Origin of the sequence: Serratia sp. BNK-10 (assembly GCF_047456065.1) — a bacterium.
Taxonomy (GTDB): Bacteria; Pseudomonadota; Gammaproteobacteria; order Enterobacterales; family Enterobacteriaceae; genus Serratia; species Serratia ureilytica.
The window spans coordinates 3,507,618-3,521,044 of record NZ_CP179894.1 but is presented as its reverse complement, the minus strand read 5'-3'; the positions used below and the strand labels follow the sequence as shown (position 1 = coordinate 3,521,044).

Below are 13,427 nucleotides of genomic sequence, written 5' to 3'. Positions count from 1 at the left end.
GGCGATTTCGGGGCAAATAGCGCGGTAAATCGCAGTTTGATATTGCGTAAGTGAATAATCACGCGATAATCAGATAAACACCTTAATTAACAGCGGCCAACATCGATGGAAATTCGCGTATTTCGACAAGACGACTTTGAAGAAGTCATTACCCTGTGGGAGCGCTGTGATCTGCTGCGGCCCTGGAACGATCCGGAAATGGACATCGAGCGCAAGCTGAACCACGATCCTGAGCTGTTCCTGGTGGCGGAAGTCGGCGGCGAAGTGGTCGGTTCGGTGATGGGCGGCTATGACGGCCACCGCGGCTCGGCGTATTACCTCGGGGTGCATCCCGACTATCGCGGGCGCGGCATCGCCAATGCGTTGATCAATCGTCTGGAGAAGAAGCTGATCGCCCGCGGCTGCCCGAAGATCCAGATTATGGTGCGCGAAGACAACGACACGGTGGTCGAGATGTACGAGAAGCTCGGCTACGAGATCCAGGGCATCACCAGCCTGGGCAAGCGGCTGATCGAAGATCAGGAATATTGATCGAGCGGCGGGCGGCGGCGTTGCCCCGCCCGCCGCAACGCATTACGGCAGCTTTTTGACGGTTTTCACGTCCACTTCGACGCTGCTCCAGTCTTTATCCACTTTGCCTTCCAGCTGCACCTTGTCTTTCGGCGTGACGGTTTGGCCGTTCCAGCGTTTGCGATCGATCTCGACCGTCAGCGTGCCGGTGGCGTCGCGGAAGGTGTAGGTATCGTCGCCGATGCGCTGCTCGATGTTGCCTTGCAGCATCACCCAGGTGTCGTCGCTCAGCGATTTCACCTTGTCCACGGTGGTCAGCGCCGCGCTGGGGCCGGAGAAACCACCTTGTGCGGTGGTTTGCGTTTGAGCCTGCGGCGCGGCCGGATCGAGGAACCCGCCTTGTTGCGCCAGTACCGGTGCGCTGCACAGCGCGATCAGAGCGGCCAGAGTCAGTTTTTTCATGTTGCGCTTCCTTATCGTTATCGAAAATCACATCCCGCTGATATCGGGTGCTTGCTAAGTGATAAGGATTAAAACACACCGATCTTAAGAGCTTCTTAAGCCGACGCATTGAAATTCCCATCGCCGGCGCCCATCTGTAGCCATAGTCTTTATTCTGTTGGCAAGGAACGAGCGTTGAAGCCATTCTCACCCCGGTTTTCCCCGGACGATTACGATCAGCACGGCGCGCTGCGGCTGCCGCTGGGATTTTGGGCCGTGCTGATTTTGCAGGCGCGCACCTGGCTGTTGTTCGTGATGGCCGGCGCTTCGCGCGAGCAGGGCGAAAGCTTGTTGGCGTTGTTTTATCCGGATACCCAACGCTTTTGGTACGGCATGCTGCTCGGTCTGCCGGCGGCGCTGGCGTTTTTGCTGAGCGGCCGTCGCCACCAATGGCCGCGGCTGTGGCGCGGTTGGCGCTGGGGGCTTGCTGTCTCGCTGCTGGCGTCGTTCGGCGGCTCGCTGTTCAGCCTGTGGCGCCAGGATGGCGATGCGCCGGGGCTGGAGCTGACGTTGGCGCTGTTCGACGCGCTGGCGCTGAGCTATCTGCTGCTGAACGCGCGTCTGAAAGCCTGTTTCGCGCCGGCGGAGCGCGCCGACTAATTGCCGAGAAGTGCGGCACTTTTCGCATTTTCCGCACTCCAAGCTGGCAACCGTTGGCGTAGTGCGGGCCGTTGTGAGAGGCTGGCACGCAGCAAAACGCCGAATGCGGCAGGAGCGGGTGACCCGCCCCGTGCCATTGATGTCTAAGGAGCTAGAGATGAATATTCGCCCCCTGTTGTTAGGGCTTCCGCTGTTACTGACCGGCTGTTCGAGCATGTCCAATTTCTCCTGGTCCAGCCTGTCGCCGTTCAACTGGTTCGGCAGCAGCCTGGAAGTCGGCGCCAAGGGCGTCGGCAAGCTCAACGCCGGCACGCCGATGTCGGAAAGCGCCATCAACGACGGGCTGGACGGCAACTACCGCCTGCGTGGCGGCATGGCGACCAACAACGGCCAGATCGTCTCTTATTATCAGGCGCTGTCCGGCGACGAGGTGAAGCTGGTGATCACCGGCGAACCGAAAGGGCGCCTGCAGCGGGTGGACGTGCTGGATCCGAAAGTGGCGACGGAGTGGGGCAACAAGCTCGGCACGCCGTTCGGCGACATGTACAGCAAGGCGTTCGGCTCCTGTAAGCCGGGCAGCGGCGAAGACGCCGGTAAAGTGGAGTGCGTGGCGGAGCAGAGCAAATACGTCACCTACATCTTCAGCGGCAAGTGGGCCGGCGCGCAGGATATCATCCCGCCGGACGACACCCTGAAAAGCTGGACGGTCAGCAAAATCATTTGGCACGCCAAGCCGCAGCAGTAACGCGTTCAACGGGCGCCGGTTCCCGGCGCCTGCTTGTCCAAATCATTACCCCTATTTTCTTTGCGCTGCTGCAAGGCAATCGCCTGTGCTTGCGGTATGATAGCGCGCGTTTGTAACAGGGACCCCGCGCGTCAACCGCCATACCTTACCTGTTGCCGGATTCTGGTATTGAGGATAACAACATGACACAGGTTCAGAGCGGCATTCTGCTGGAGCACTGCCGTTTCGCCATTTTTATGGAAGCCAGCGTACAGGGCGAATTCGCCGATTTGCGCCAGGGCTGCAAACAGTTTTGTCAGACGCTGAGCGAGCTGCAGCAGCAGTTCCCCGATGCGCGCCTCGGCGCGGTGATCGCTTTCGGCTACGACGTCTGGCACGATCTCTCCAGCGGCCAGGGCGCGAAAGAGCTGAAGCCGTTCACGCCGCTCGGCAAAGGGCTGGCGCCGGCCACCCAGCGCGATATGCTGATCCACATCCAGTCGCTGCGCCACGACGTCAACTTCACGCTGGCGCAGGCCGCGCTGGCGGCGTTCGGCAACGTCATCAAGATTGAGGAAGAAACCCACGGTTTCCGCTGGGTGGAAGAGCGCGATCTGAGCGGCTTCATCGACGGCACCGAAAACCCGCAGGGCGACCAACGCCCGGCAGTGGCGACGATCGCCGAAGGTGAAGAGGACGCCGGCGGCAGCTACGTGCTGGTGCAACGCTACGAGCACAACCTGCGCCAGTGGCAGCGCTTTACCACCGAGCAACAGGAGCAGATCATCGGCCGCACCAAGCACGACAGCGAAGAGCTGCCGGCGGATCGGCGCCCGGATACCTCCCACGTCAGCCGCGTCGATCTGAAAGAGAACGGCAAAGGCCTGAAAATTCTGCGCCAGAGCCTGCCTTACGGCACCGCCAGCGGCAAGCACGGCCTGTTCTTCATCGCCTATTGCGCGCGCCTGCACAATATCGAGCAGCAACTGCTGAGCATGTTCGGCGATCTGGACGGCAAACGCGACGCGATGCTGCGTTTCAGCCGTGCGGTCACCGGCAGCTACTATTTTGCGCCATCGCTGACGCGCCTGCTGTCACTTTGACGCCGTTGCCGAAGCCGGCGCGTCCGGCTTCGGTCTGTTTTCCCGCCCCAAAACGCCTCGCATTGCCTGCCTTATAGCGTTTGATGCTTGTAAATCACTAAACGGTATATAAAAGCGTTACAGCTCCGCACCGAGTTATAAATACACTGGTCGTCAATAAGGCGAAAGCCTGAAGGAATGACTCAGTGATAAGGTGCAGAATGAAACAAAACCGGGTTAAAAATCTCGTGCTGAAAGGTTGGCTGGCGGCTGCGCTGTTGGCGAGCGGCGCCGCGTCGGCGGCGGAATTGCTGAACAGCTCTTATGACGTTTCCCGTGAATTGTTCGTCGCGCTGAATCCCGGCTTTGAACAGCAGTGGAATCAGCAGCATCCGAATGACAAGCTGATCATCAAACAATCGCACGCCGGCTCGTCGAAGCAGGCGTTGGCGATCCTGCAGGGCCTGCGCGCCGACGTGGTGACCTACAACCAGGTCACCGACGTGCAGATCCTGCATGATCGCGGGCAGCTGATCCCGGCGGACTGGCAGTCGCGTCTGCCGAACAACAGCTCGCCGTTCTATTCCACCATGGCGTTTCTGGTGCGCAAGGACAACCCGAAGGGTATCCACACCTGGAACGATCTGGTGCGTGACGACGTGAAGCTGGTGTTCCCGAACCCGAAAACCTCCGGCAACGGCCGTTACACCTATCTGGCCGCCTGGGGCGCCGCCAGCCAGGCCGACGGCAACGATGCGGACAAGACCCGCGCCTTCATGACCCGTTTCCTGAAAAACGTGTTGGTGTTCGATACCGGCGGCCGCGGCGCGACCACCACCTTCGTCGAGCGCGGTTTGGGCGACGTGCTGATCAGCTTCGAGTCCGAAGTGAACAACATCCGCAAGCAATACGGTGAAGACAAGTACGAAGTGATCGTGCCGCCGGTCGATATTCTGGCGGAGTTCCCGGTGGCCTGGGTCGACAAAAACGTCGCGCGCAACGGCACCGAACAGGCGGCCAAAGCTTATCTGAACTATCTCTACAGCCCGGCGGCGCAGCAGGTGATCACCAGTTTCTACTACCGCGTGTATGACCAGAAAGCGATGGCGGCGGCCAAGGGGCAATTCCCGGACACCCAACTGTTCCGCGTGGAAGATCAATTCGGCGGCTGGCCGCAGGTGATGAAAACCCACTTCGCCACCGGCGGCGAGCTGGATCAGCTGTTAGCGGCAGGGCGCAAGTAAATGTTGGCGTTGTCGTCCAGTAAGCGGGTGCTGCCCGGATTTGGCCTCAGCCTCGGCAGCAGCCTGTTTTATACCTGTTTGATCCTGCTGCTGCCGCTCAGTGCGCTGGTGATGCAGCTGGCGCAGATGAGCCTGGCGCAATATTGGGAAGTGATTTCCAACCCGCAGGTGGTGGCGGCGTATAAAGTGACGCTGCTGGCGGCCGCTGTCGCCAGCCTGTTCAATGCGGTGTTCGGCATGCTGATGGCCTGGATCCTGACGCGCTACCGTTTTCCCGGCCGTTCGCTGCTGGATGGCCTGATCGACCTGCCGTTCGCGCTGCCGACGGCGGTAGCCGGCCTGACGCTGGCCGGTCTGTTTTCCACCACCGGCTGGTACGGGCAGTGGCTGGCGCACTTCGACATCAAGGTCACCTTCACCTGGCTTGGGATCGCGGTGGCGATGGCGTTCACCAGCCTGCCGTTTGTGGTGCGTACCGTGCAGCCGGTGCTGGAAGAGTTAGGGCCGGAGTACGAAGAGGCGGCCGAGACGCTGGGCGCCACGCGCTGGCAGAGTTTTCGCCGCGTCGTGCTGCCTGAAGTGGCGCCGGCGCTGCTGGCCGGCACCGCCATTTCCTTTACCCGCAGTCTGGGCGAGTTCGGGGCGGTGATTTTCATCGCCGGCAATATCGCCTGGAAGACGGAAGTGACCTCGCTGATGATTTTTGTGCGTTTGCAGGAGTTCGATTACCCGGCGGCCAGCGCCATCGCCTCGGTGATCCTGGCGGCGTCGCTGCTGCTGCTGTTCAGCATTAACGTATTGCAAAGCCGCTTCGGCAGACGTTTGGGAGGAGGGCACTGATGGCTGATATTTCCGCCTTCAACGGCGCCGAGCGCCCGCGCGTCAACTGGGGCAAGTGGACGCTGATCGCCATCGGCACGCTGTTTTCGGCGCTGCTGCTGGTGGTGCCGATGATATCGATTTTCGCCGAGGCCTTCTCCAAAGGATTCGGCGCGATGTGGAGCAATTTGCTCGATCCGGACATGCTGCACGCCATTTGGCTGACGGTCCTGATTGCGCTGATCACCGTGCCGTTCAACCTGGTGTTCGGCACGTTGCTGGCGTGGCTGGTGACGCGTTTTACCTTCCCCGGCCGCCAGCTGCTGCTGACGCTGATCGATATCCCGTTCGCCGTATCACCGGTGGTGGCGGGGCTGATTTATCTGCTGTTTTACGGCAGCAACGGCCTGTTGGGCGGCTGGCTGGATGCGCATAACATTCAGGTGATGTTCTCCTGGCCGGGCATGGTGCTGGTGACCATTTTCGTCACCTGTCCCTTCGTGGTGCGTGAGCTGGTGCCGATGATGCTCAGCCAGGGCAGCCAGGAAGATGAGGCCGCCATTCTGCTGGGAGCGTCCGGCTGGCAAATGTTCCGCCGCGTGACGCTGCCCAACATTCGCTGGGCGCTGCTGTACGGCGTGGTGCTGACCAACGCGCGCGCCATCGGCGAGTTCGGCGCGGTGTCGGTGGTGTCCGGTTCGATTCGCGGCGAAACCTACAGCCTGCCGCTGCAGGTCGAGCTGTTGCAGCAGGATTACAACACCGTCGGGGCCTTTACCGCCGCCGCCCTGTTGACCCTGATGGCGATCGTTACCCTATTTTTGAAGAGCGCGCTGCAGTGGCGTCTGGAACGTCAAAACGCGCGTCTCGAGCGGGAGGAAAATCATGAGCATTGAGATTAACGGCATCAACAAGTCCTTCGGTCGCACCAAGGTATTGAACGATATCTCGCTCGATATTGCTTCCGGCGAAATGGTGGCGCTGCTCGGGCCGTCCGGTTCCGGCAAGACCACGCTGCTGCGCATCATCGCCGGGCTGGAAAGCCAGAGCGGCGGCAAGCTGGGCTTCCACGGCACCGACGTCAGCCACATGCACGCGCGCGACAGGCGCGTGGGCTTCGTATTTCAGCACTATGCGCTGTTCCGCCACATGACGGTGTTCGATAACATCGCTTTCGGCCTGACCGTGCTGCCGCGCCGCGAGCGCCCGAACGCCGCGGCGATCAAACAGAAAGTCACTCAGCTGCTGGAAATGGTGCAGCTGGGCCACCTGGCTACCCGCTATCCGTCGCAGCTGTCCGGCGGCCAGAAACAGCGCGTGGCGCTGGCGCGCGCCCTGGCGGTGGAACCGCAGATTCTGCTGCTGGATGAACCGTTCGGCGCGCTGGATGCGCAGGTGCGCAAAGAGCTGCGCCGCTGGCTGCGTCAGCTGCATGAAGAGCTGAAATTCACCAGCGTGTTCGTCACCCACGATCAGGAAGAGGCGATGGAAGTGGCCGACCGCATCGTGGTGATGAGCCAGGGCAATATCGAACAGGTCGGGTCGCCGGTCGACATCATGCGCGAACCGGCGAGCCGCTTTGTGCTGGAATTCATGGGGGAAGTGAACCGCCTGAACGGCGAAATTCGCGGCTCCCAGCTGTTCGTCGGTGCGCATCAGTGGCCGTTGTCGTTCCAGCCGATGCACCAGGGCAGCGTCGATCTGTTCCTGCGCCCGTGGGAAATGGAAGTGGCGACCGAAAGCAGCGAACGTTGTCCGCTGCCGGTTCAGGTGCTGGAAGTCAGTCCGCGCGGCCATTTCTGGCAGCTGACGGTGCAGCCGATCGGCTGGCACCAGGAACCGATCAGCGTGGTGCTGCCGGAAGGCAACGCCACGCCGGTGCGCGGCGGCCGTTATTACGTCGGCAGCCTCAATGCGCGGCTGTATGCCGGCGATCAACTGCTGCAACCTGTTGCGTTAGCCAAAAGCGCCTGATAGGTTTTAGCAGCCCTTTATTCAAGGCAACCCCAGGGTTGCCTTTTTACTTTACGCACACCAACACACAGGCAAAGATCGTGACAACGCTCGAACAATGCATCGGGAATACCCCGCTGGTAAAACTGCAACGGCTGGCCGCCCAGGCGGGCAGCGAGGTATGGGTCAAACTGGAAGGCAACAACCCGGCGGGATCGGTGAAGGATCGCGCCGCGTTGGCGATGATCCAGCAGGCGGAGCTGCGCGGTGAGATCAGGCCCGGCGACGTGCTGATTGAGGCCACCAGCGGCAACACTGGCATTGCGCTGGCGATGATCGCTGCATTGAAAGGCTATACGCTGAAGCTGCTGATGCCGGAGAACATGAGCCTGGAGCGGCAGGCGGCGATGCGCGCCTACGGCGCCGAGCTGATCCTGGTCAGCCGTGAGCAGGGCATGGAAGGGGCGCGCGATCTGGCGCTGGAGATGCAGCGTCAGGGGCAGGGCAAGGTACTGGATCAGTTCAACAACCTGGACAATCCCTACGCCCATTTCACCACCACCGGCCCGGAGATTTGGCGCCAAACCGAAGGGCGCATCACGCATTTCGTTTCCAGCATGGGCACCACCGGCACCATTACCGGCGTGGGCGGTTACCTGAAAAGCCAGAATCCGCAGGTGCAGATCATCGGCCTGCAGCCGGCGGAGGGCAGCAGCATCCCCGGCATTCGCCGCTGGGCGCCCGCTTACCTGCCGGGTATTTTCCGCCCGGAGCTGGTGGATCAGGTGCTGGATATCGAACAGGGCGATGCCGAGCAGACCATGCGCCAGCTGGCGCAGCGTGAAGGCATCTTCTGCGGCGTCAGCTCCGGCGGCGCGGTGGTCGGCGCCTTGCGCGTCGCCGCGGCTCACCCCGGCAGCGTGGTGGTGGCGATTGTCTGCGATCGCGGCGATCGCTACCTTTCTACCGGCGTGTTCGGCTGAGCGTGCCCTCCCGGCGGTGTGTTCCGTCGGGAAAACCTTTCCCCTTTTCCTTTCGACAGACGGCAGCCCCGCTTGCGGCGGCTGCCGCTTGCCCGTGCGCCAATGCCATGACTGAAGTAGAGAAATCGCGCGGCAGCGACCACAATAACGGTGGCGAGACGCCAAGAGCGATGTGTAAGGATTGAGTAAAACCGGCTGCGAACCGGCGAAATTGGCGGGAAAATAACGAAAATCGGTGAAGGAGCAAGGCATGAAAATTTTACTGGTCGACGATGACCTGGAGCTTGGCACCATGCTGAGCGAATACCTGACAGGCGAAGGTTTCGACGCCACGCTGGTGCTGACCGGTAAGGCGGGGGTAGAGGGCGCGCTGTCGGGCGACTATACCGCGATGATCCTCGACATCATGCTGCCGGATATGAGCGGCATCGACGTGCTGCGCGACGTGCGCAAAAAGAGCCGGCTGCCGATCATCATGCTGACCGCCAAAGGTGACAACATCGATCGGGTGATTGGTCTGGAGATGGGCGCCGACGATTACATGCCCAAACCCTGCTATCCGCGTGAATTGGTGGCGCGTTTGCGCGCGGTGCTGCGCCGTTTCGAAGAACGGCCGCAAGAAGCGGACGACGAGGCCGCCATCAGCGTTGGCGAGCTGACGTTGAACCCTTCAACCCGCAGCAGCGAATGGCGCGGCAAGGCGTTCGATCTGACCGCTTCGGAATTCAATCTGTTGGAGCTGTTGCTGCGCGCGCCGGACCGCGTGGTGTCGAAGGACGAATTGTCCGAGAAGGGGCTGGGGCGCCCGCGTGAAGCCTATGACCGCAGCGTGGATGTGCATATCAGCAATATCCGCCAGAAGCTGAGCGCGTTGGCCGGCAATACGCTGAGCATCGAAACGGTGCGCAGCATCGGCTATCGCATCCGGTAACCTGACATGCGCGGAAGACTGTTCTGGAAAATTTTGCTCGGCTTTTGGCTGACCTTTCTCATCATGACGCAGGCCCTGTGGGTGGCGTTTTCTCTTTATGGCGATCGCTATGTGCCGCCGGAGAACGCCATGGCGCGGCGGGCGATCGGCCTGCAGCTGACCTCCGCCGCCACCCAATTGCGCAGCGGCGGCATGCCGGCGCTGGAAGCGCTGATACGCGACTGGCCCGAGGACGACAGGCGTCTGCTGTCGGTAACGCCGATGACCCAACCGCCGCCGCCCGCGCCGGAAGAACCACTGTTTGAAGGGCGGCGGATGCCGAAAGCGATTTCCGCCTGGGTGCAGACCGGGGAAGGGCAGGGATACTGGCTGAGTTATAACGTGCGCGGGCTGCGGGAAGAGTATCGGCCGGAGCGGCGTTCCCATTTCTTCAACATTCCTGCGCCGATGTTGTGGGTCGGCGGGCTGGGCGGTTTGCTGTTCAGCGCCGTACTGGCCTGGAACCTGACCCGGCCGATGCGTCAGCTGCGCGGCGGCCTGGATCGGGTGGCGCAGGGCGATCTGTCGGTGCGGCTGTTCCCGAAAATGCGGCGCCGTCATGACGAGCTGTCCGACGTGGCGCGCGATTTTGACACCATGGCCGAGCGGCTGGAACTGCTGGTCAGCGCCCGCGAGCAGCTGTTGCACGATGTCTCGCACGAGCTGCGTTCGCCGCTGGCTCGCCTGCAGTTGGCGATCGGGCTGGCGCGGCAGAATGCCGGCAACGTCGAAACCTCGCTCAAGCGCATCGAACATGAGTCGGGGCGGCTGGATAAAATGATCGGCGAGCTGCTGGCGCTGTCGCGCACCGAACACAGCAGCCTGCCGGACGAGGAGTACTTCGATCTGTACGGCCTGGTGGACGCGGTGGTAAGCGATGCGCGCTACGAGGCGCAGGTGCCCGGCGTGGAGATCGTGCTGCAGGCCGAGTCGGACGTGGAGTATACCGTCAAGGGCAATGCGGAGCTGATGCGGCGCGCGGTGGACAACATCGTGCGCAATGCGCTGCGGTTTTCCAGCCAGGGCCAGCGGGTGACGGTAGCGCTGTCGCGCATCGACAACCTGTTCCAGCTCGCCGTCAGCGATCAGGGGCCGGGCGTGGAGGAGTCGAAACTGTCGAGCATCTTCGATCCATTCGTGCGCGTGAAGTCGGCGCAGTCGGGCAAGGGTTACGGCCTGGGGCTGGCGATTACCCGCAAGGTGGTATTGGCGCACGGCGGCCAGGTTGAGGCGCGCAACGGCGACAGAGAGGGGCTGGTCATTACCCTGCGTATCCCGCGCTGGTCGTCATAACGTAGCGAGATTGGGATACGACGAAGGGGATAAAAAAACGGCGCCGAGGGCGCCGTTTATCTTGCTCATTCGCGATTACTTCTTGATGCGGATGATCGGGGTTTCGCCAACGGTCACGCTGCCGGACAGTTTGATCAGCTCTTTGATCTCGTCCATGTTGGAGATAACGACCGGCGTCAGGGTAGACTTGGCTTTCTCTTCCAGCAGTGGCAAGTTGAACTCGATAACGACGTCACCTTTCTTGACGCGCTGACCTTCTTCGGCGATGCGTTTGAAGCCTTCGCCTTTCAGTTCTACGGTATCGATGCCGAAGTGGACGAACAGCTCAATGCCGCTGTCGGATTCGATAGAGAATGCATGGTTGGTTTCGAAAATCTTACCGATGGTGCCGTCAACCGGAGCAACCATTTTGTTGCCGGCCGGTTTGATGGCGATACCGTCGCCAACGATTTTTTCAGCGAACACTACGTCCGGCACATCTTCGATATTGACGATTTCGCCAGAAAGGGGAGCGACGATCTCGATAGTGCCCGTGTCTTTCTTGTCATCAGAAACCAGAGATTTCAGTTTATCGAACAAACCCATGATCTTCTCCTAAGCATTAAATTGGGCGGCGTTCCAGTGTCGTGGAAGTTTAGCAGAGCGTTTTTTCTTCGATGAATTTATTGACGCAATTCATCAGGTCTTGTGCCGTTGGCTGTGCCAAGGCTTGCGCTGCCAACGCCTTCACATCTTCGAAATTCGTGTTGCGAATAATTTTCTTGATGCGCGGGATTGAAATCGCACTCATGCTGAACTCATCCAGCCCCATGCCCAATAACAACAGTGTAGCACGCTCATCGCCAGCCAGTTCGCCGCACATGCCGGTCCACTTGCCTTCCGCGTGAGATGCATCAATAACCTGTTTGATCAGGCCAAGCACTGATGGGGACATCGGGTTATAGAGATGAGAAATCAGCTCGTTGCCGCGATCTACCGCCAGAGTATACTGGGTTAGATCGTTTGTCCCAATACTAAAGAAGTCGACTTCTTTCGCCAGGTGGTGAGCGATGACCGCCGCAGCCGGTGTTTCCACCATCACGCCCACTTCGATGCTCTCGTCAAACGCCTTGCCTTCTTCGCGCAGCTGCGCCTTCAGCGTCTCGATTTCGCCTTTCAGATCGCGCACTTCTTCCACGGAGATGATCATCGGGAACATGATGCGCAGTTTGCCGAACGCCGAGGCGCGCAGGATGGCGCGCAGCTGGGCGTGCAGGATTTCACGGCGGTCCATCGCGATGCGGATGGCGCGCCAGCCGAGGAACGGGTTCTCTTCCTTCGGCAGGTTCATGTACGGCAGGTCTTTGTCGCCGCCGATGTCCATGGTGCGGACGATCACGGCCTGCGAGCCCATGGCTTCCGCCACGGCTTTATAAGCCTGGAACTGCTCGTCTTCGGTTGGCAGCGAGTCGCGGTCCATGAACAGGAATTCGGTACGATACAGGCCGACGCCTTCCGCGCCGTTGCGCTCTGCACCCGCGACGTCACGCACGGTGCCGATGTTGGCGCAGACTTCAACCTGATGGCCGTCCAGCGTAATCGCCGGCAGGTCCTTCAGCTTGGCCAGATCGTTTTTCTCAGTGATGTATTGGTTCTGGGCGGCTTTCAGCTGATCGATAACGTCAGCGGTCGGGTTAACGTAAATCTGGTTGTTAACCGCGTCCAGAATCAGATAGTCGTCGTTCTTCACCTGCTTGGTCACGTCGCTGGTGCCGACGATCGCCGGCAGCTCCAGGGAGCGCGCCATGATAGAGGTGTGGGAGGTGCGGCCGCCGAGATCGGTAATGAAGCCCAGCACTTTGTCCAGGTTCAGCTGTGCGGTCTCGGACGGGGTCAGATCGGTGGCCACCAGGATCACTTCATCCTGAATGGAGCCCAGATCGACGATAGGCATGCCCAGAATGTTCTGCAGCAGGCGTTTGCCGATGTCGCGCACGTCGGCGGCGCGTTCTTTCAGGTATTCGTCGTCCAGCTCTTCCAACGCTTTCGCCTGGCCTTCGATCACGGTGTAGGCGGCGGCGTCTGCGGAGGCCAGATCGTCTTTGATTAGGGCTATGATTTCCTGCTCAAGCTCTTCGTCTTCCAGCAACATGATGTGGCCTTCGAAGATAGCTTCCTTCTCTTCGCCGAAGGTTTCGCCAGCTTTGGTCTTGATCGCTTCCAGCTGTTCGGACGCTTTCGCGCGGCCGGCCAGAAAACGCGAGACTTCCTGCTCTACTTGATCAGCAGAGATTTTCTTCCGGTTGATGACAATGTCGTCTTCTTTCAGCAAGAGAGCCTTACCAAAAGCGATGCCCGGTGATACTAAAATGCCTGAAATCATAACCCTACCTTACTCTTGACTGGTGTTAACTAAAAAGACGGGCCGATTACTCAAGCTCTGCCATCAGTTTTACCAAGTGCTCAACGGCTTTCTGCTCGTCTTCACCTTCAGCGGAGATGGTCACTACGGTCCCTTGAGTCAGCCCCAGAGTTTGCAGTTTGAACAGGCTTTTGGCGCTGGCGCTTTTGCCGTTGGAGGTTACGGTGATGTCAGACGTGAAGCCTTTTGCTTCTTTAACGAACTGAGCGGCAGGGCGAGTATGCAGACCATTCGGAGCGGTAATAGTAACTTCTTGCTGGAACATTGATGTTTCCCCAACTTATTGGATTAATGTTGTGGAGCTAAAGTTTAGCCCAGTGGCCTGACTTTAGCTTGTCTGGTTATAG

At 60.2% G+C, this 13,427-nt stretch carries 15 protein-coding genes; 11 read left to right on the top strand and 4 right to left on the bottom strand.

All coding sequences use genetic code 11. The annotated features are described in order from the left end of the window. The first annotated feature begins 105 nt into the window (after nt 1-105). The gene (locus tag ACMGG9_RS17035; RefSeq protein ID WP_004936504.1) at nt 106-531 is read left to right on the top strand and encodes a GNAT family acetyltransferase; all 426 of its coding nucleotides are present in this window, start codon (nt 106-108) and stop codon (nt 529-531) included. A gap of 42 nt (nt 532-573) precedes the next feature. Here ACMGG9_RS17035 and ACMGG9_RS17030 read toward each other — a convergent pair whose 3' ends face one another. Continuing rightward, nucleotides 574-972, bottom strand: coding sequence for a YgiW/YdeI family stress tolerance OB fold protein (locus tag ACMGG9_RS17030; RefSeq protein ID WP_016926776.1), 399 nt, complete (start codon nt 970-972; stop codon nt 574-576). Nucleotides 973-1,146: 174 nt separating this feature from the next. Here ACMGG9_RS17030 and ACMGG9_RS17025 point away from each other — a divergent pair, with 174 nt between their 5' ends. The 10 genes from ACMGG9_RS17025 to ACMGG9_RS16980 all read left to right on the top strand — a co-directional run bounded on the left by ACMGG9_RS17025 (nt 1,147) and on the right by ACMGG9_RS16980 (nt 10,679). Continuing rightward, on the top strand, nt 1,147-1,611 hold the full coding sequence (locus tag ACMGG9_RS17025; protein WP_172755761.1) for a DUF2919 family protein: 465 nt from the start codon (nt 1,147-1,149) through the stop codon (nt 1,609-1,611). Between the two features lie 157 nt (nt 1,612-1,768). Beyond that, on the top strand, nt 1,769-2,356 hold the full coding sequence (locus ACMGG9_RS17020; protein WP_004936494.1) for an RpoE-regulated lipoprotein: 588 nt from the start codon (nt 1,769-1,771) through the stop codon (nt 2,354-2,356). Between the two features lie 182 nt (nt 2,357-2,538). Beyond that, entirely contained in the window at nt 2,539-3,438 is a 900-nt protein-coding gene (locus tag ACMGG9_RS17015; RefSeq protein ID WP_033643968.1) for a Dyp-type peroxidase, read from the top strand. A gap of 200 nt (nt 3,439-3,638) precedes the next feature. After that, nucleotides 3,639-4,661, top strand: a complete 1,023-nt coding sequence (locus ACMGG9_RS17010; RefSeq protein ID WP_414161583.1) for a sulfate ABC transporter substrate-binding protein — start codon at nt 3,639-3,641, stop codon at nt 4,659-4,661. Then, nucleotides 4,662-5,501, top strand: coding sequence for a sulfate/thiosulfate ABC transporter permease CysT (gene cysT, locus ACMGG9_RS17005; protein WP_033652561.1), 840 nt, complete (start codon nt 4,662-4,664; stop codon nt 5,499-5,501). It begins immediately after the preceding gene. Beyond that, nucleotides 5,501-6,376 (top strand): sulfate/thiosulfate ABC transporter permease CysW, encoded by an 876-nt coding sequence (gene cysW, locus ACMGG9_RS17000; RefSeq protein ID WP_033643966.1) that lies wholly within the window; start codon nt 5,501-5,503, stop codon nt 6,374-6,376. Before cysT ends, cysW begins: the two co-directional genes overlap by 1 nt. Continuing rightward, entirely contained in the window at nt 6,366-7,454 is a 1,089-nt protein-coding gene (gene cysA / locus ACMGG9_RS16995) for a sulfate/thiosulfate ABC transporter ATP-binding protein CysA (protein ID WP_033643965.1), read from the top strand. The genes cysW and cysA overlap by 11 nt, the downstream gene beginning before the upstream one ends. A gap of 80 nt (nt 7,455-7,534) precedes the next feature. Further along, on the top strand, nt 7,535-8,416 hold the full coding sequence (cysM, locus tag ACMGG9_RS16990; RefSeq protein WP_033644334.1) for a cysteine synthase CysM: 882 nt from the start codon (nt 7,535-7,537) through the stop codon (nt 8,414-8,416). Between the two features lie 250 nt (nt 8,417-8,666). After that, nucleotides 8,667-9,347 carry a response regulator transcription factor gene (locus tag ACMGG9_RS16985; protein WP_033652557.1) on the top strand — a complete coding sequence of 227 codons (681 nt, stop codon included), beginning with the start codon at nt 8,667-8,669 and terminating at the stop codon, nt 9,345-9,347. 6 nt (nt 9,348-9,353) lie between these two features. Continuing rightward, a complete protein-coding gene (locus tag ACMGG9_RS16980; RefSeq protein ID WP_414161582.1) occupies nt 9,354-10,679 on the top strand; it encodes an ATP-binding protein in 1,326 nt (441 codons plus the stop codon). Between the two features lie 75 nt (nt 10,680-10,754). Here ACMGG9_RS16980 and crr read toward each other — a convergent pair whose 3' ends face one another. Genes crr through ptsH form a run of 3 tightly spaced genes read right to left on the bottom strand, consistent with a single transcriptional unit; the run spans nt 10,755 to nt 13,345 of the window. Further along, on the bottom strand, nt 10,755-11,264 hold the full coding sequence (crr, locus tag ACMGG9_RS16975; RefSeq protein ID WP_004936467.1) for a PTS glucose transporter subunit IIA: 510 nt from the start codon (nt 11,262-11,264) through the stop codon (nt 10,755-10,757). Between the two features lie 49 nt (nt 11,265-11,313). Next, on the bottom strand, nt 11,314-13,041 hold the full coding sequence (gene ptsI, locus ACMGG9_RS16970; RefSeq protein ID WP_004936461.1) for a phosphoenolpyruvate-protein phosphotransferase PtsI: 1,728 nt from the start codon (nt 13,039-13,041) through the stop codon (nt 11,314-11,316). Nucleotides 13,042-13,087: 46 nt separating this feature from the next. After that, complete coding sequence (gene ptsH / locus ACMGG9_RS16965; RefSeq protein ID WP_004936458.1) at nt 13,088-13,345, bottom strand: phosphocarrier protein Hpr; 258 nt, start codon at nt 13,343-13,345, stop codon at nt 13,088-13,090. Nucleotides 13,346-13,427 lie beyond the last annotated feature (82 nt).